Annotated in this window: 9 protein-coding genes and 1 pseudogene; 2 read left to right on the top strand and 8 right to left on the bottom strand. The window is 52.8% G+C overall.

Going from position 1 to position 17,713, the window contains the following annotated elements; all coding sequences use genetic code 11:
• Nucleotides 1-236: 236 nt before the first annotated feature.
• The 4 genes from AV059_RS21830 to AV059_RS03070 all read right to left on the bottom strand — a co-directional run bounded on the left by AV059_RS21830 (nt 237) and on the right by AV059_RS03070 (nt 13,010).
• Nucleotides 237-1,850, bottom strand: a complete 1,614-nt coding sequence (locus tag AV059_RS21830) for a hypothetical protein (protein WP_154020979.1) — start codon at nt 1,848-1,850, stop codon at nt 237-239.
• Entirely contained in the window at nt 1,847-5,458 is a 3,612-nt protein-coding gene (locus AV059_RS03080; RefSeq protein WP_058992253.1) for an Eco57I restriction-modification methylase domain-containing protein, read from the bottom strand. Before AV059_RS03080 ends, AV059_RS21830 begins: the two co-directional genes overlap by 4 nt.
• 133 nt (nt 5,459-5,591) lie before the next feature.
• Nucleotides 5,592-9,371 (bottom strand): helicase-related protein, encoded by a 3,780-nt coding sequence (locus AV059_RS03075; protein ID WP_058992251.1) that lies wholly within the window; start codon nt 9,369-9,371, stop codon nt 5,592-5,594.
• A 75-nt stretch (nt 9,372-9,446) separates the two neighbouring features.
• Entirely contained in the window at nt 9,447-13,010 is a 3,564-nt protein-coding gene (locus AV059_RS03070; protein WP_058992249.1) for an Eco57I restriction-modification methylase domain-containing protein, read from the bottom strand.
• Nucleotides 13,011-13,039: 29 nt separating this feature from the next.
• Between AV059_RS03070 and AV059_RS03065 the strand changes: the two genes are divergently transcribed.
• Nucleotides 13,040-13,357 carry a hypothetical protein gene (locus AV059_RS03065; RefSeq protein WP_228841718.1) on the top strand — a complete coding sequence of 106 codons (318 nt, stop codon included), beginning with the start codon at nt 13,040-13,042 and terminating at the stop codon, nt 13,355-13,357.
• Between the two features lie 85 nt (nt 13,358-13,442).
• On the opposite strand, the pseudogene AV059_RS23120 reads toward AV059_RS03065, so the two are convergent.
• The 4 genes and pseudogenes from AV059_RS23120 to AV059_RS03045 form a co-directional block, all read right to left on the bottom strand.
• A pseudogene (locus AV059_RS23120) lies at nt 13,443-14,187 on the bottom strand (transposase); the annotation flags it as partial.
• 346 nt (nt 14,188-14,533) lie between these two features.
• On the bottom strand, nt 14,534-15,226 hold the full coding sequence (locus AV059_RS03055) for a hypothetical protein (protein WP_058992247.1): 693 nt from the start codon (nt 15,224-15,226) through the stop codon (nt 14,534-14,536).
• Between the two features lie 94 nt (nt 15,227-15,320).
• Complete coding sequence (locus AV059_RS03050; RefSeq protein WP_058992246.1) at nt 15,321-15,617, bottom strand: hypothetical protein; 297 nt, start codon at nt 15,615-15,617, stop codon at nt 15,321-15,323.
• A 65-nt stretch (nt 15,618-15,682) separates the two neighbouring features.
• A complete protein-coding gene (locus AV059_RS03045) occupies nt 15,683-16,564 on the bottom strand; it encodes a ComEC/Rec2 family competence protein (RefSeq protein WP_079990708.1) in 882 nt (293 codons plus the stop codon).
• Between the two features lie 101 nt (nt 16,565-16,665).
• Here AV059_RS03045 and AV059_RS03040 point away from each other — a divergent pair, with 101 nt between their 5' ends.
• On the top strand, nt 16,666-17,712 hold the full coding sequence (locus tag AV059_RS03040) for a ComEC/Rec2 family competence protein (RefSeq protein WP_058992243.1): 1,047 nt from the start codon (nt 16,666-16,668) through the stop codon (nt 17,710-17,712).
• The last annotated feature ends 1 nt before the right edge of the window (nt 17,713 follow it).

Below are 17,713 nucleotides of genomic sequence, written 5' to 3'. Positions count from 1 at the left end.
TAATTCCAATCTGGAGGACATCTTATTGTTGGCTGGTCGTGATCCGCCGGAGGTCCTCCATTTCGTTCTCGGTGATTCAGACTTTGTGTTCGTTCTAAATAGTAGCCTCAATATCATAATAGTAATCTCATTTTCCGTTACTACCGCACCCACTGGAAGGTCCAGACACACCGCATTTCCAGTGAAACGAGTGGAATCTGTTGTGGCTCATTAGACAAGTCGTTACACTGCTAAGATCAGGATTTGTCGTATCCATTCCAGTTCTGGGCGGACCGTCTCCGCTCAAGTTGGACATCTTTCTCTTCAAGTTTATTCTCGAGATCATTATGCAGTTCAGAGATATCTGATATTGACTCATCGATCGCGTCTTTCGACTTGTACCCGTACCAGAGGATTCCTTCTACAGTTTGTCTTTCAACCCCAGATGCAAACATTTCGAGGTATAAATCAATCAGCCCATCGAGTGCGATACGAAGAGACGCAGTATCACGGCCATACACACCAGTTTCTTCACCCCCGTGGACTACATGATTGCGTCGTTGTCGGAGGACGTCGATTCGCATCTCTAGGAGTTGGTATCTACTCGGCCGATTCCACGGTACACTTGAGTTTGTTCGATCTGACTGATTCTTAACCGCACCACTCCCATACTCTATAATATCTTTTGAATCAGATGATCCACCATCGGTCATTACCAGGGCTTCTACTGCTTGCCACAAGCAGTGGTACTCATCAACGATCGTATCAGCAGCAAACGACCGATGATATGCAGCCAAGCCTTTGCGCCAGGCTTCGGTTATTTCTGGGTCACACCCAGTCCGGACAAATAATTCGTCCACTTGTTGGGACTGTTCGGTTGAAAGTCTGTGCGGCGATCCATACTCTAGCGAATTAGTCGTTCCAAAATCGAGACAGTTGTCGTCTTCGTCGCAGATGAGATGGAACGGTGGCATCGGCACATGAGATTTGTCTACTGGCCCTGCATACTCCGGAATATCGTATGGCGCGTAGTCCGTCTCGTGATCGTAAACCACTGCAGTCATGCCACCGAGAATAGCCTGGATTGTCCTCCTGAATTGAACATTGGCCTCTTCAATACTTGATGCATCGTACTCAACCCGCCAATACGAGACGATGCTGTCGCTAGGGAGCCCGTCCGAATCGCAGTACTGACTAAACGACTCTTCTGGATGCTCAATATCTCGTACTGACCCGGAGCTTAAAGCGGACTCTATTACCCTCTCCCATTTCTCAGAGGTAACTGCGCGGACTGTCGATCCTCCAATATTCAATACAGTCGGGAGCCGGTGCCTATCACTACTAACAAGATTTAGTGCACAGTAGATCCGGAACGTTCGACTTTCCTCATCGGTGCTGTCTCTTTTGAGAATTTGCTCAAAGATTGTATGAGGTTTCCAATCTCCAGGGAGTTGGTCTTGTTCTACGCCCAGATGTTCTTCGATGCTGCGAATTTGACTAGACGATAGGTCTTCCGCCCATGGACTTGGCGGACCATCGAAAAGTGACCGAACACGGTCGTCATCGTCTGCCCGTGCTTCATAGGCTTCTAACAACTCTTCTTCACATCTAACGATGCTTTCGATCGCACTGTGTATGACGTGGACCCGGTGGTGTTCAGGGAGTCTGACGTCAAACTCGAATGTCTTCGAATCTCCATTTTCACCGTCATCGTCAGATGCGTCAGGGTCTAGCCTGTGACTGAGTATGCCAAGAAGCTGAGGATATCGTTCTCCGTGGGCCCAAACACTGGTTGTCTCTCCTTGTTCGGCTGCGTGGCGCACTTCCCCAAAAGCCCATCTCAACACATGGCCCGCGGATAAGGAACTCATCTGTTAAGGCTCTCAAATTCGTCTTTCACCTGTTCGAAATAAGTTTCCTCCATGAGGCGTGCGTTGCTAACGCGGTGGAAGTCATCACAGATGAATTCTACATCTTCTTGATCGAACCCATACGCATCGAACACCGCCGCATCCAATTGCGATTGAGTCCGACGTCGCTCCTCAGTTGGGCCTGGTTTAATGATCTCATCACTGATCCCGAGGTCGTTTGCGAGGTCTTCGAATGGCTTCCCGTAGCAGTTGAGGCGGGCAGCCTTCCGCCACACCTCCTCAAAGTGTTCGTCGCCTTCAGTTAACTGCGGGAGTTGCGACTCACGGAACTTGTACATCACCACACTTTTGTCCACCTTCGTCCGCATCAGATAATCGAACGCGAGACTGTTCAGTACCCCAACCGCAGCAAATAGTTCTTTATCGGTGAATATGCGTTTGTACGCACTGTGAAGCGTATCGTTTGATAGATCCGAGATATCTGGATTGACCTCGAGCGGACGAACGGTGTGCAGCTTGTTGTGGCAAACATACCCTTTCGGGATTACAGTCGCGATCATCGTCCGCTCATCTGTTGGCTGAGCAATATCTCGATAGACGATGCGGTGTTCCTCGCAATCGAGTTTGACGTCATCCCCTGAGAGTGGTTCTCCCCGGGTTTCGTCCAACAGTTCGTTGACGACAGACTTCTTCGAGCCACTCTGAGTGACTCCTGTTTGCTCTCGAACTGCCGCAGATTCACCGACGAAATCGTACAGTTCGGACTTTAGGTTCCGGACCTGTTTCTCTCGAATTCGCTGTTTCGCGCTCCGTTCTGACCCGTCGTCAACTGACCAAAACCGTGGCGGGTCGATATTAAACGCTGAGTCATCGTACTGGAACGAATAGATGTTCCGACCCCCCAGTACTGGATAGTCCCCCTCTTCGCTATCCTCGATGAATCGGTCGGAATCATTTGTTCGATGAAGTTCACAGTACGGATTTGCGTACCAACTGTCGTTGACTCGTTTGCTAGCTTCGGGATGCTGAATAATAGTTTTCAGCACATCGACTTGCTCTTGCGTTTGGACAATCGGGAAGGTGCCAGCAGTCGGTGAGTAATCAGCGAGCACCGATGCAGGGATATCCAGTAATCTCGATGAATCTCCTTCTTTGAGTTCTCTGAGGATTCGGAGGTCAGACTGACCAAAGATACCACGCAGTTCATCGGTCCTTCCAGAGTTCTTGAATACGACAATTCCAAATTTGTATTGTTGATGAATGTTCTGGAAAATCCCATTGTTTTCGAATCCAATGATGGACTTCGTCGTTTTCGAGTTCATCAACTCCTGGCGGAGGTCCCTCGTTGCGAGTCCAGTGAAGATGTTTCCGGGGAGGATCTGAGCAACGTAGGTACTTTCGTCCGCCAGCTTATAGATCCGTTCTAAAAAGAGCGCAGAAAGATCGTTCTCGGTAGACCGTTTCCGTCCATCGACCTTGGGGTCCTGGAAATCGTAGTAATTGCTATTGTGGAAATACTCTGCGAGTCGGTGGATTTGCTCTTCATAACGGTCATACTCATCTTCGAGTCCAGGATTTGCTTTGGACACCTTGTCTATCTCTTCTTCTTGTTCACTCGGAAGTAGCGTTCTGAAAGACTCAATCCGGTCAGCGTAGAACTCGTCACGAGTCGGACGAATCCGGTCCCACGGCGGGTTACCGATAATCACGTCAAACCAACCTTCTTGATAGACTTTCGCGAACTCGATTACCCAGTGGAAGGGATTGTGGTCATTGACTTCTTCCTGAGTAACCTCAAGCCCAGCCTGCTCAAATTCGTTCTTGACTCGCTCATTAAGGTCATCACGCGCAGTATTCATCGTTTCTTCAACCTCCTCGCGAAGGTCAACTGCGCGCGCCCCTGACGCGGCTTCTTGATCTTCGATGAGGCCTGCGACTTCGTCGATGTAACTCTCAACTGCGTTTTCCCCGAAGTTGTCAAGCGTGGTATTATCGTCGAGAACGCTTTCTTCGTCGGTGATGAACCCAATCAGGGAGTTTCCGTCTCTGATGTTGAAATCGATGTTCGGTAGTGGTTCGACGCTATCGGGGTCATTCTCAATTTGCGCCACCATCGACAACCATAGTCGGAGTTTACAGATCTGTACCGCGCCGTCATCGATGTCAACACCATACAGATTGTTCTGTATGATCGTCCTCTTTACAATTAGCTCCTCCTGATCTGGGTCAAGTTGGACTGCAGTTTTGAGCGGTGATCCCTGGTCATATTCGTCGGCCGTGTGAGTCCGCTTGATCGTCCGAATAGATCGGAGATATAATTCGAGCAAAACCTCTTCGGCGGCAAGGAGGAAGGCGCCACTCCCAACTGCAGGATCCAGAATCGCGGTCTCAAGGAGAACGTCTTTGTAGAAAGTCTCTACGTCCCGATTGAGGGAGAAGACCTGCTCGAGCGAATCGTATTGCTGCGTAACGGAAGGGAGGTCGTTGAGTTCGTCAATCAAATATGGCCGAATCGACCGCTGGGCCATATACTCGGTGATTTCTTCGGGAGTGTAGTAGGCACCCATTTCTTTTTGATTGACAGTCTGTTCGAAGATGTGTCCCAAGATCTCCGGTGAGAGGTATTTTGGTTCAACAATATCGAGTCGCTCGTCGACGTTCCAATTCCACTCGTCGAGGAAACTCAATATCCGGCGGTAATTGTCATTCCGCTCTCCACATGTCCGACCGAGTCGGATTCGTGGATTCTTGTTTTCGACGGAAGATTTTGCGAACAACCCGCCGTTCAGGTATGGAAGATTGTCATCAGAAATGAACGAAGTGTCGATCTCATCACCTCCGTCGGCCCCTTGATCTTCTTCGGCGAGGACTTTGAAGAAGAGCGGCTCGTAGAACGCTGAGTATACGTCGTTCTTTTCTTGGGCTGCATCATCGTGCTTCTCAAGGAGATAATCGGAGTTCCCGTTTAGCAGACCTTTCTCCTGGATGAAATGGAGGAAAATAAGCCTGTTAAACAGCGTCTGGACATACCGGGCTTTCGCCTGGCCAGGTTTGTCCACATCTGATGACAGGCCGATAACTTCGCCGATCAGCTCCGTTCTGTGTGTCTCGAATTCGTCGTAGAATCGCTTAACAACCTCACGTGTGTCGTAGAGATTCTGAATAGACGTAACGTCATCTGCTTTCAAATCGTTCAGTTTGTCCAGAACAGTGTACTTCCGCCCATCTCCCGTGAACTGTTGTTTTTCGAACGAATACCGCTGATAGGTGGTTTCGGTTCGTTCGCCAAACGATGGCTTTCGCGTGATAAACGTATATTGTTCGAAGCTATCAATTACAAAACAAGTGCGAGTGTTGTTGTCCAGAACACTCCGATAATCTATTGGTGATTTGTCATCCTCGGCCAAGATAACCAGGATGAATTGGCTCTCAGAGAGTTTTAGAGCACGAAACGAAGCCTCGCTGAGCGTTTCTTCGTCGCTGGCACTAATCTGATTGGAGATATCGACCTCTTCTAGCCCTCGATAAGCGAACGTGTCTACAACATCATCCAACGTTTCCCAATCCGAAATATCACGACCAGTGATATTTTGGAAGACCGTCTCCATTGGCCAATTCTTGGACACAACCCCGTATAAAATTGTGCCATCCACTCTGTGGCTTTTCGCAGTACTTGCAGACGGCTCTATGTCGATAGAGCAACGAGCCTATTCGAAACTGGACAGTTTCTATACGTTACACTCACCGCGCCGTCACGATCCCCCAACAGAAAATCCCTGCTGCAGCTGAGTTCGCCCCGGCCAGCGTCGACTGAAAGTCCGGATTCTGCTTAATGTACTCGTCCAGGAAATCCTGCAACTCCGCTAAGAACGCCTCCGTCTCCCAATCGGTCAGCGCCTTCCCGTCGATTCGGAAGCGCTGCCGGAGTTCGTAGTCCTCGTCGGTATTGGCCAACAGGATCCCATTCAGCCGTTCGTGCAACTGTTCGGCCCATTCGCCGACTTCAATCGGATCTCCACTGGGCCCTGTCACTAACTCGGTGTTATTCATCAACCGCAGTTCGAGGTACTGCAGGAGTTTCTCTTGCTCGACAGAGATTTTGCCGCCCTGTTTGAACGCGCCGCCAACCTGTCCCGCCTGAATTTCTTCCAACCGTTCTTCCAACTCATCATCGATCCGCTCTTTCAACGACTGGATGTCTCCGGACCCGAGGTCAACTCCCACCGACTGCGTCTCTGGTGCAATCCCTAACCGCCGGACCTTCGCCACCTCCTCTACATCACCCTGCCCAGTTGCGTGATACAATGCCCGTCGCGTCCGCCCTAACGGCGGCGAGCTTCCATCATCGAACCACAGATGTGCTAATCCGAACACACCAGGGTCGACCGTCTCAGGCGAGTTCTGGTACACCGTGTACAGCAGGTCGCGCTCCCCAGGTGGAGTGTCGAAGTAATCCATGGCGAAATCGAAATCTTCGGACTCCAGGTCATACGTCTCCACCAGCTGCCGGCGCAGTTCCAATCGCTCCAACGCAGCACGCTCGTCACTGCCGGCATTCCGAAGCAGCGGGTTCGTACTCACGTCGTCGAGTTCGTTGTAGTCCTCGACGGACCGCGTCCGCTCAAGCGACTCGCCGATCTCTTCGACTTCGATTTCCCCGATCGTTTTCTCAGTCTCAATCCCAGCTTTCTCTAGGGCAGCGTTCTCATTGGGGTCAAGGATGTTGTTCTCTTTCCCGACGATGAGAGCGATATCGCTGATCTTCGCTTGCAGCCGTTCCAGCAATTTGATGGCCGCCTCGATATCGCCGTCCGGGAAGAAGTTGTGGACGAACTTGTCGTCGGTGTTCCCAATTCGGTCAATGCGACCAACGCGCTGGACGATGCGCATAGGATTCCACGGCAGGTCGTAGTTCACCACGACCTGGACGTCCTGGAGATTCACACCCTCACTCAGTGTGTCCGTGGCGACTACGTACTGGAGCTCGGATTCGCCAGACTCGGCCAGCGTCCGCTGATAGCCTGAGGCATCGGGGGCGAATCGCTTGATAATCTTCTGTTTGTTGTCGTCCCCGCCTTTCACCACAGCGCTGTTGGCATCGGTGACTTGGTCGCTTTTGCGCCGCAACGACTCGTACACGTAATCCGCGGTCGCCCTGTATTGCGTGAAGATGAGGATCTTCTTATCGTGCTCCTCGATGACCTCGCACAGTTCGTCGATCTTCGGGTCACGGAAGCGCTGGAGGAGGAACACCTCTTCGTAGAACTCTTTTGTCTCCTCAATGATGCCCTCCGGATCACGGCCGGGGTAGATACGCGGGTTGATCTCGTCTTCAGGTACATCGGGGATCCCCGTCAAGTTGTTTTGTCCAAGCCACTGGTTGACTCCCACGGAGAGATCGCTCAACCGGCCGGGTTCCTCGCTGATTTGGCTGATGAAGATTGCGAGAAAATATGCCAACAACGTGATGTCTTCGCGGATATAGCGCACCACGTCACCGATCGTCGCGTCCTCGAGTTCGTCACTCGATCCATCCGAACGGATCGCGCCGGTGTCAAACCCGAATTCCTCGAGCGTCTCTTCGATTTGGTCCGCTTCCCGTTCGCTCCCGACGAACTCGGCTAGCGTTACGGGTGCTTCCTCGTCGCTATCTAAGCCCGCCTGCAGGGCCCGTAAGCGCTCGATGTCCTTGTCCGACGGCAACTCCTCCAATGCACGCAGCAACGCCGTCTCACTGTCGTACAGCGTTTTGATCGACTGGACGAACGCGTACGTCGACGACTCAAGCCGCTTGAGGAGGTTTAGCTTGAACAGCGCTTTCAGCGTCCCACCGGACTGGGGGTTGCGCACAGTGATGTGGGGGAGGTGGAGTGCGTCAATCACCTCCGGGAGATTATCGTAGACCGGCCGATAGGCCCCCGGGAGTTGGTACTCCTCGCGGGTTACCTTCGGCGGTTTGAAGCTCATATCGATGTCGTCACTCTCGATGATGCTGTCTTTCACGTGCTTGCGCGACCGCAGCACCATGATCTCGTTGAGTATCTTCGAGATCTCCTCGGAACGATCCTGGAGCTGGTTGTTGATCTTTGCGAGACGCTCATCGGAGGCCTCTTGCGTTCCGGAGATTATCTCCTTGCGATCCTCGGACTGCTGGACGTACTCATCAAAAGCGTTGAAATCGAGATTCGCCTTGTTCCGGAGTTCGTTCTCGTCGGTAAACAGGCTGATGAGATTTTGGAGGTCCTGCGCGGAGTTGTTGATTGGCGTCGCGGTCAGCATGATCATCGTCTTCCCGCGTAACTCGCGAATGTTGGCGTGGCGTCGTGTCCCCTTGTAGTCGTCGTCGTCGTCCGGGGTGGGAGCCCACTTGCCGTGGTTGCGGAAGCGGTGTGCCTCGTCGATGAGCACCACATCCCACTGCTGCTTGAACTCCTGCAGCGTCTTGTAGGTGAGGTTCTGAAACTTGCTGATGCTCATAATGTCGAGGTGGGTCCCATCGACGTCGAGATTGAAGAACGGGTTTCCATCCTCGTCGGTGGTATCCTGCAACAAGTCAGACCACTGTTCGGTCAGATTCGCGGGGACGATCAACAGACACCGCTTGTTGTTCAGCCGGTAGTCTCGCAAGAGTTCGCCCCCAATGAACGACTTCCCCAGTCCGACAGAGTCGGAGACGATACAGCCATTGTAGTTCCCGAGCTTCTCGCGAGCACTTTCGTAGCCTACCGCTTGAAAGTGGTATAGGGGGCTGTCGAGGCGTTCATCGATATTTCCGCCGAGGGCGTCGTAGGCGACCAGCTTGTACAGTTCGAACGGCTCGATCTCGGTGCCGAACATCTCCGATTCGCCACCGTTGGATCCCTTCCAGTCCTGGTAGTTGTCGTTCTGTTGGATGACATCTATGATGTCGAGGCTGAAGTCCTCTGAGTTGGCCCATTGGCTATCGTACCACTCGTCGAACGCCGCGACGTCGTCTGACTCTTCGGTGGTGAGGTTCAGTTCGATATTGCGGGTGTGACCTGAGCGCGTGAAGTTCGACGACCCGACGACAGTCGCGGGGTCATCGGACGCAGGGTAGCCATCTTCAGTCTGAGCGGCGGTGTGGAAGCTCGCGCCCTTCGCATGGAAGTAGCCGTCATCGGTGAGGCGAACGCGGACGTCGACGACGCCTTGTTCAATATACTCGCGGAGTTGATCGACCTGTTCCAGTTGCGCGCTGTTGAGCTCAGAAAGATCCTCATCGAAGCGCTTGCGGAACGTCTCCCGGAGGGTCATCCCCTCATCGATCTCATCGGCGGTACGTTGGTCCGTTTCATTCCCCATGAGGATTCTGAGGGGTGCCTGTTCGTCCTCGTTGGTTCCGTGGAGGTGGTTGAGTGACTCGTCGACAAGGTCGAACCCAGAGAGATAGAAGTAGCCGGTGGCGATGCGGATCTCCTGACTTTCGGGGACGAGCGAGTCGAACGTGTCCGCCAGCGTCTGGCCGCGATTATCGATCAGGCGCTCGAGGTCACCGGGCATTGGTCCTTACTTTTACTGCCATCCCCTAAGTATGTATGCGGTCGGCCGAACGATGGGACGCCTGAACGGGTCAGGTTACGCGAGTTCGTGATACTGCTCGCTGACCATTTCGAGATACTCGCGGTCCATCAGCCGTGGGTTGTCGACGAGGTGGAAGTCGTCGAGGACGAACTGCATCGCCTCGGGGCCCAGTCCATAGGCGTGGAACGCGGCGGCGTCGATCTCGGCGCGGAGCTGCCGGCGCTCGTCCTCGTCGGTCACCGGGTCGACACCGCCCAGTCGCTCGCGCATCTCCTCAAAGGCGTCGCCGTAGCAGTTGAGCCGTGCAGCGCGCGTCCAGATGAAGTCGAACCACTCGTCGCCATCTGTGAGCCGCGGGACCTGCGACTCTTCAAGCTTGTATTTGACAATGTGAGTGTCGATTTTCGTGCGCATAAGGAAGTCGAACGGAATACTGTTGAGGAGTGCTACAGCCGCAAAGAGTTCCTCGTCGGAGAAGATGCGGTTGTAACAGTTGTGGAGCGGCCGGGAGTTCAGCTGCTCTTTGTTGTCGATTACTATCTCATATGGACGGAACGACTGGAGAGTTTCCAAACAGGTGATTCCCTTTGGGACTATTGCTGCGATCATTGTACGCTCGTCGGTAGCACGAGCGACATTTCGGTACCCAATCCGGTATTCCGTGTAGTCGGGGAGAACATCTGACGCTTCGAGCCCCACACCACGGACACTTTCCAGTAGGTCGTTGACGAATGCTTTCTGTGATTTACTCGTGTCACTACCGTCATACGTAGAGTAGATCGACTTCTTCAGATAGCCCTTGTTGAACGCCTTTTGCCGAATTCTGGAGCGTGCACTCTCGTCCGGGTCTTTCGAGTCAACACTCCAATAGCTTGGTCCATCGATGTCGTAAATTTCCGTGTCATGGGCAAACTGATAGATGTTCCCCCCGCCGTAGATCGGATAATCTCCCAATTCGGGGTCTTCTACGAACCGCCCCTTGTCAGTAGGTTCGTGGAGCTCTTTCGTTACGAGATCTCCCCACCACGGTTGTTCCTTGTCTGCGATTATCGGATGCTGTAGAATCGAATCAAGCGTATCAGCTTGTTCTTGCGATGTCACCGATGGAAAGATCACTGCGTTAGGCGAGTAAGATTCGAGAACACGTCGCGGAATGTAGGCTGCATCTTCCTCTATTGTCTGGAGGATGTCGGTTGAGGTTTGTGCGAAAACGCCGTCTACCCCCTCAGTCTCACCGCAGTTCTGGAAGGTGAGGATCCCGAAGCGGTACCGATCATCGATTTGGCCGAATATGCCCTTGTTTTCGAATCCAATGGTCGTCTGGAGCGTCGTCTCATTGAGTAGATGCTGACGCAGATCCTTTGCAATAGCGCCTGTAAACACGAAGCCGGGTAGGATTAGGCTCGTCCACCCGGACTCCGATACCAGCCCGAACGTCCGCTCTAAGAACAACGCCGAGAGGTCATTTTCGCTAGCTACGCGACGCCCATTCACCGAGGGAGACTGTAGATCGTAGTCCGGTGCGGTGTTAAAGTACTCTGCTCGCTGTTCCATCCCGCGCTGGTACTCTTCCCACTCGGATTTGATCGACTCGTCGGCGAGCAGCTCTTCCTCCACCTCGTCTTTTTCGTCGGCGTTGTACGTTCGGAAGCGCTCGTTGTACTTCGAGAAGAAGTCACTGCGATTCGGACTCAGAACTTCCCACGGTGGATTTCCAATCACCACGTCGAATCCACCGTCGTCAATTACTTCTGCGAACTCGACGATCCAGTGGAAGGAGTCGAATTCTTGTAGCGTCTCGGCGTCCATTTCTTCCATCCCAGCGTCCCGCAACCGCTGCGCGAGGTCCTCGTCGAGATCGCTTCGATACTTGCTCATTCGCTCTTCAGCGATCCGGCGCCAGTTCGCCGCGTCAGAACTCGTCGTCGCCGCCCTATGCTTGTGGACCGCCTCGATCACCTGCTTGAACTTCTTCTGGACAGAGAAATCGCCGAAGGTTGTCGCCCCATCTGAGGCCGACGGAAGCTTGTCGATATACCCGATCAGGGAATTCCCTTGGCGGATGTTGAAGTCGATATTTGGCAGCGGCTCGACTTCATCGGGATCGTTCTCAATGTCGGCGACCATCGACAACCACAACCGAAGCTTGCAGATCTCAACGGCCCCGTCATCGATATCCACCCCGTACAGGTTGTTGAGGATGATCTCCCGCTTGGCGTACAGCGTCTTGCTCCCAGAGTGTTCCACCTCCTCTAGCGCCTCTTCGATGGCAGGCGTGCGCTCGAACGCCGGCAGCGCTTCGAAGTACTCCAAACAGCTCAGATAGACGTCTAAGAGCACGTCCTGGGCCGCAAGGAGGAACGCCCCACTCCCGACCGCAGGGTCGATGACACGCCCTTCCTGAAGGTGCTCGAAATACAGCGTCTCGACGTGCTCTCGCTGAATCGAATCCAGCGCCCCGATTTGTGCGACGGCGCCATCATCAGCGATCGCCACCTCTGCCGCTACATCAGTTTCGCTGCCCAGCCCGAACAGCTCGTCAATAGACTCGTAGGACGTCCCAACGTCCTCGTTCAATTGGTCAAGAAGATACGGATGAATCGTCTCCCGAGCCACGTAGTCGGTGATCTCCGCAGGCGTGTAGTACGCCCCCATCTCTTTTTGATTGACAGTCTGCTCGAAGATGTGACCGAGGATCTCTGGCGAGATGTTCTTCGGCTCGACAATGTCAAGCCGTTCGTCCACGTGCCAATTCCACCCGTCGAGGAACTCTAGAATCCCACCGAATAGTTCGTTTGTCTCTTCTGTGGTCCCGCCGAGTGTCACCTCCGGGAACTCTTCCTCGACGGGCGTCGTTGAGAACAGCCCACCGTTGAGGTACGGCACCGTGCCAAAGCCTTCGGCCTGCTTGTTGTCCGCCAGCACCTCGAAGAAGAGAGGGTTGAAAAAATCTTCGTACACGTCCTCCCCCTCGTCGACGTACTCGGTGTGCTTCTCGAGGAGGTAGTCCGTGTTGAAGTTGAGGAGGTTCTTTTTCTGGATGAAATACAAGAAGATGAGACGGTCCATCAGTACTTGGACGTAGCGCTGTTTCGCGTCACCGCGACCGTCAGGGATCCCCGCAACTTCCGTCACTAGGTCCGTCCGCAGCGACTCGAACTTAGTGTAAAATTCCTTGACGACTTCTCGGGTGTCGTACAGCGCTTGGACTGACTGCCCGTCGCCGTACTCGATCTCGTTGAGTTTGTCGAGCACCGAGAAGCGACTCCTACCGTATTCAAAGGCACTCCGATCGAATGAGAACTGCTGATAGGAGATCCGGCCAGCTTCCCCGAATGAACGCCGCCGCGAAATGAAGGTGAACTCCTCGAACTCGTTGGTCGAGACGAGGTTCGTATGCCGGCGGTAGGTCATTCGGTTCGTGAACGACTTCGCGTCCTGCGTCGGTCCGGCTTCGATGATGGAGACGAACTGATCGTCGTCTAGTTCCATCACCAACTCGTCGTCCTCGCCGAGATCTTCACGGGGGACGAGACCCCGCTTCTGGAGAGACGTAGAGATATCCTCGAGCGAGGTCCAGCCCACGACGTCGGCCGCGGTAACCTTCTGGGTATCCATATCCGGACATCCAGCCGCCCCCTTATTGAATGTGTAGTGTCGCGACAAGTGGGACCATCGAAGACAGGATCGATACAGGTGAGATCCTGCTCGCAATCATCCGTGTCCTTGAGCGCGCGGAGGGGCCCGTGGAGACGGTAGAAGACGTTCGATGGATCGTTGTGGGCATGGAGGACTCGGACGATATCCCGACCACCGAAGAGGTCCGGTCGGCTCTCCAACTTCTCGCGCACGCCAGTGTGGGGGTCATCGAGCAGGATGGAGAAGGATATCGGGTTACTACTGACTACGAGAACGGGGTACAATTGGTCCGGTCTCTTGGACAAGTCGTTAACCTCTTCCCATGACAGACAAGGATTGAAACTAACATTTGTGATTTAGAGTCAACTAACTTTCTCACTAGCGCGACGCTGTGCTGCTGGGCTATACGTGCTCTTGTAGTGGGATAGAGACCTCCTGATCAGCCGGCATTGCGAACTGCTTGATTACCCGGAGGAATGTTGAGTCGTCACAGGTGTTGTTTTCGTCGAAAAAACAGCCAGATTCGCCCTCAGAGTGGGCACTTCCTTGGGTGAGGCATGCCGAGGCAAACAGATCGAGGATCTGTTCGTCCTCGTAGATTCTGTTATCGGCTCTGTGAGAGTCGAAATCGCCGAAGGCGTGCCTTCGGGCGGGCTCGACGATCTTGGTCCCCTGCTTTCGAACGTGCTCGCGTGTTACCGTCGATTCGTCGCCGTCTTCGTTGACCTCGTCTTCGTCAGGAATGATCGGAACACGTGCTTCCAATACAACGCCGCGGTCAACGGCCTCCTGTGCGATACCTGCAGCAGCCGCGTTGAGCATCTGTCTGGTCTGTTCGCTGAACCGCTTCACGCGTACGAGAGTGACTGCTGGCTCGGTGCCTTCTCCAAATCAAGCGTCTTCAGGAGTGATGGTCGGTTTTCGAGGCGATCTGCGACCTCGCTCTGGGCGAGGTCGTAGATCTGCTGATAGAGATACACCCGAGCCATCGGTTCAGTACCGTTTGCGGCCTTGTGTTGCTGGCAGCCGTCGGTGAGTCCGTCAACTGGAATCGATACCTCTCCAAGGACAGATGATCCGCTGATTCACAGACTTCAACAGCGTGATAGACGATCGCCCCCGTGAGCGCGGGGGCGTCGTCATCGACTGCCGTCATCCGTTTAGAGCTCATCGTAGTTCTGAGCGCGGTAGCAAGTGCTCTGTTGAATAGCGGCCTCTGAGCCACACTGAGACGACCCCGGTCTTGAAACCACTAGCGTCAGCCACTAACGGGCCTCCTCAAATTCCGACTACCTCAACCAACCCCGCTATTCAACAGAGCAGTAGCAAGCGGTTTCAAGTCGTCACATTAGTCGCCAAATCGACTGTTTCAGAATCTTATCGAACCCATAGCGGTTTTGTCACATGGTACTGCTATCCAACTAAACTGCCAGCAGGCTAATGGTTGGTAGAAATCGAGATTCCGAAAACGTGTAAAGTACCGTCCAGTCAGAAGTCAAGCCTCAGCTCCCTGGGCCAGAATTTCCGGATGCGGTCGATTGCTGAGAATTATAAAAATCAACGAACAGGTACTTTACAAAGGTCTTGTCGAACTTATTTTTGCGGTTCCAAAAGACAACTACACTGACAAGTGAGGCGATCACGACACCCACAGTTACGATATTTGAAGGAAGTAGAGAGCGTCCCAGACAGCTAAGACTACCTAAAACAGCGACCACAACAAGCAGGGACCAAGACGCGACCCACATACTCCGATGAAATGAGTAGACCGACTGAAATCGAAGGGCTCGCGTATAGGAAGTCGTCTCAAGATAACTCAAAACCATCTTCAGAAGCTTCCCGTGGTGATCGAAATCCGATGGAAGCGAAAAACGCTGCTCACATAACGTCAAAAACGATTTTTCAATATGTGTGACCGAAAGCGGTGCCGTGGCTGGCGTCTCATTTTGAATTGCGGTGAGTGTATCACCGAATGTCGTAGGCGAATCGGCCCAGCTGCCCAGCGCCTGAAGCAGATGGCCAGTCACGTATGCAAGAGTAAGAAATCCTCCGACAACCACTCCACTGGGAAGCCCCTGTATCAGCTCGTCAACCGGGAGTAGAACAATGAGAGCGCCGATCCAGAGCGCGCCAGGAACGAGATTCGTGATGACATCATAGAATCCCAGCGCTCGGAAGCTTCGTGCAAGAGCCATCCCTATTCTTGCAGATATCCCGACATCTCATATATTATCCTATATGAACCGCTGGTACGGTATTCCAAGAGTGTCGACCCGATCTCAGAAGGGATTATGCCGACGCGAGAATTTGCTGTTCAACGGCGGTGAGGTCTGCACTAGAACCAAATATCTCACCAAGAATCTCACCCGCGAGCCACGCTGCCCCAATCAATACGATAGCACCACCGACGACTTCCCCCAACGAAGATTGCTGAGACTGCTGCTCAGAGGCAGACGTAGTCGATGAGGAATCTTCCAGACCGTCGAAGAGTCCATGTTGATTCGTCTCAGCTGTTGGAACTACAGTCTGAAACTCAGGGCAACCACCGATCTCAGTGTCCAGCGTCGGGTCGAGTGCAGATACCATTAATTGACAAATATAGCCAGCGCATTATAAATACTGGGTCGAAATTCGTGAACATCGAAGGCGGGTCAATCAATACGTATGCGGTACTCTCCGTCGTCGATACCGAGATATATCACACCATCCTGACGAGTCGTGACAACATTTCGATTAGTTGTTGTTCCCGACCGCCGAGATACGGTAGTCCCAGTTGCCTGCGCACTATATTTTTGGCTTGCATTCGTCGACCCGGCTTTCGCATCCGAGATCGCAACTAACTCTGGCGTCATATGGTGGAATAATTTCGGAGTATAACTGCTCTCACGACCGTGGTGAGGTGCGACGAGAACATCCGTATCACGAAGGCCATCACGAACGGAGGACTGCTGTAGAAGAGTTTCGAGAGGTTCCTGTTCGAGGTCGCCCGCAGTGACGAGCTTAAATGAACCATATTCAAGAAAAGTCAATATACTTATATTATTCAGGTTCACTGTCTCCCCTCTACTTAAATTGTCGATCGGTGTCGCTCCTGCTTCTTCCAACGAAAGAATGTGATGGGTGAACGTCAGACCTCCATTCCAGGAGGGATCACTCGGTGAGAAGGTTGCTTGTTGATCGTACGTATCAGTCAGTGTCAGATAGGCTTCCGTCACTGTCTGATAATGTGAACGGTCGGGATAGAGGTCGGTTTTCCGCCGTCTGATGTACTCGTCTGCTTCGTCACGACGGGCAATCACTTCGGGTGAGAAGTACGATGAAAACTCGGGGAGATCTTCGATGTGATCTTCATCTGGATGCGTGAGCACCAGATAATCAACCGAGTCGATTCCGTGTTGTGTATGGATGTGTCGACTGGGGGAAAAGCCGTTCGCGTGCTGACCGAGATCAATAACTGCGTTCCGTTCTGGTCCTTTGATGAACATCGCATCCCCTCGTTCGACATCCCAAATATAGATTTCAACAGCAGCCATACAGGCAGTAGATTAGCCGGCTCCTTAGGAGGTCCGGACAGGGTTGAAGAAGAATTATCACCACGAAAGAAACATACGGGGGTGGTGTGTGTTCACATCTAATGCTCTATGATCACCTCCAAGTTCATTTTTTGAATGTCGACCACGGTGATTGCACCATCATCCGGCACCCTGGCGATCAACATCGCGACGAGGGCCGAATATCGGTTATCGATATCAACGATTGGCCCGAACAGAAAGAGCATGTCGAAGAAGATCACATCAGCAGTCTAGAGTACTATCTCCAATTTCCGGTAAAGGGCGACCAACAAAGCGGCTTGACTGGGATTCGGCAAAAAAGTCAGATTAGCCCTGAAGAGTACGCACAGGAGTACCTCAATGATCCAATTGAGTACTACAACGAGAATTTTGACGAGGTAACGCACAAAATCTGGCGTTTTATCGCGACACATCCGGATATGGATCACCTATCGGGGTTGAACCGACTTGATGAAGAAATCGGATTCAGTGTGTTCTGGGATACCGATCACAACCGTGAACGTGATGAAAATAACTGGTATGAAGTCTACGAGTGGGCAGATTGGGAACTCCATGAAGAAATTCGAGAGGGAAACACGGATCACGACAATATCCAGCCGACTCAAGGACAACAAAAGAAATACTGGGAGCACGACAACATAGAGATCCTCCATCCATCCCCAGAGTTCGTTCAAGAACTTAATGAACAGAATGCTGATCTGGAAAATCCAGAATATAACGACTACAGCTACGTATTCAAAATCCAACACGGAACACGTTCAATCCTGCTTCCAGGGGACGCGGAAGAAGAAGTGTGGGACCAAATTTTAGAGGACTGGGGGACAGAAGCCCTTGAGGACGTCCATGTACTGAAAGCAGCTCATCACGGCCGCAAAGATGGCTTTCACAGAGAGGCAGTAGAAGCGATGGATCCCGCTTACGTGATTGTGAGTGTCGGGAAGAAAGACGAACAGGACGCCTATGACAACTATCGCTCGGCATGTAGCGACGATACAGAGATACTTTCAACTCGTCAATACGGCCGTATCAAGGCGATTTGTACCCGTCCGAACTCGATTATCGTCGATAAGGCAGAACCAGACGGGATCTTTGACCTCCCTGACGCCTAAG

Origin of the sequence: Haloarcula sp. CBA1127, from assembly GCF_001485575.1 — an archaeon.
Lineage (GTDB): Archaea > Halobacteriota > Halobacteria > Halobacteriales > Haloarculaceae > Haloarcula.
Note: the sequence above shows the minus strand (reverse complement) of the source record. Positions and strands in the feature narration are given on the sequence as shown.

Excerpts from the sequence above, each read along its gene's own strand:
- AV059_RS21830 (WP_154020979.1), bottom strand. The coding sequence starts at position 1,850 with ATGAGTTCCTTATCCGCGGGCCATGTGTTGAGATGGGCTTTTGGGGAA.
- AV059_RS03080 (WP_058992253.1), bottom strand. The coding sequence starts at position 5,458 with ATGGAGACGGTCTTCCAAAATATCACTGGTCGTGATATTTCGGATTGG.
- AV059_RS03075 (WP_058992251.1), bottom strand. The coding sequence starts at position 9,371 with ATGCCCGGTGACCTCGAGCGCCTGATCGATAATCGCGGCCAGACGCTG.
- AV059_RS03070 (WP_058992249.1), bottom strand. The coding sequence starts at position 13,010 with ATGGATACCCAGAAGGTTACCGCGGCCGACGTCGTGGGCTGGACCTCG.
- AV059_RS03065 (WP_228841718.1), top strand. The coding sequence starts at position 13,040 with ATGTGTAGTGTCGCGACAAGTGGGACCATCGAAGACAGGATCGATACA.
- AV059_RS03055 (WP_058992247.1), bottom strand. The coding sequence starts at position 15,226 with ATGGCTCTTGCACGAAGCTTCCGAGCGCTGGGATTCTATGATGTCATC.
- AV059_RS03050 (WP_058992246.1), bottom strand. The coding sequence starts at position 15,617 with ATGGTATCTGCACTCGACCCGACGCTGGACACTGAGATCGGTGGTTGC.
- AV059_RS03045 (WP_079990708.1), bottom strand. The coding sequence starts at position 16,564 with ATGGCTGCTGTTGAAATCTATATTTGGGATGTCGAACGAGGGGATGCG.
- AV059_RS03040 (WP_058992243.1), top strand. The coding sequence starts at position 16,666 with ATGCTCTATGATCACCTCCAAGTTCATTTTTTGAATGTCGACCACGGT.